At 69.1% G+C, this 337-nt stretch carries 1 pseudogene; it reads left to right on the forward strand.

Annotated elements, in window-relative coordinates:
- Positions 1-337 (forward strand): annotated as a pseudogene (locus OO69_RS48405) (major capsid protein E); the annotation flags it as partial.

Raw genomic sequence — 337 nt, forward strand, 5'->3', positions numbered from 1 at the left:
CCCCACCGCCGTCCTGGCCCGCAACGAGGTCAACGTCGTCCGCGACCGCTACGGCCTCCCCCCGATCACCACGTACGACGTGAAGATCCCCCTGGACGACGGAACCGACAAGCGGCCGCTGCCGGAGAACATGTTCTTCCTGCTGCCGCCCAACGCCCGCGACATGGCGGAGACCCAGTACGGGCTCACTGCCGAAGGCATCGTGCTGTCCTCCGGCTCCAACCCGTCCATTGAGAGGGAGGAAGCGCCGGGCATCATCGTCACCTCCGGCTACGACGACGACCCGGTCCGCGTGTGGACCAAGGGTGCCGCCGCCGCCCTGCCGGTCCAGCTGCAC

The organism is Streptomyces sp. NRRL F-525, from assembly GCF_000716605.1.
In the GTDB taxonomy this organism is placed as follows: domain Bacteria; phylum Actinomycetota; class Actinomycetes; order Streptomycetales; family Streptomycetaceae; genus Streptomyces.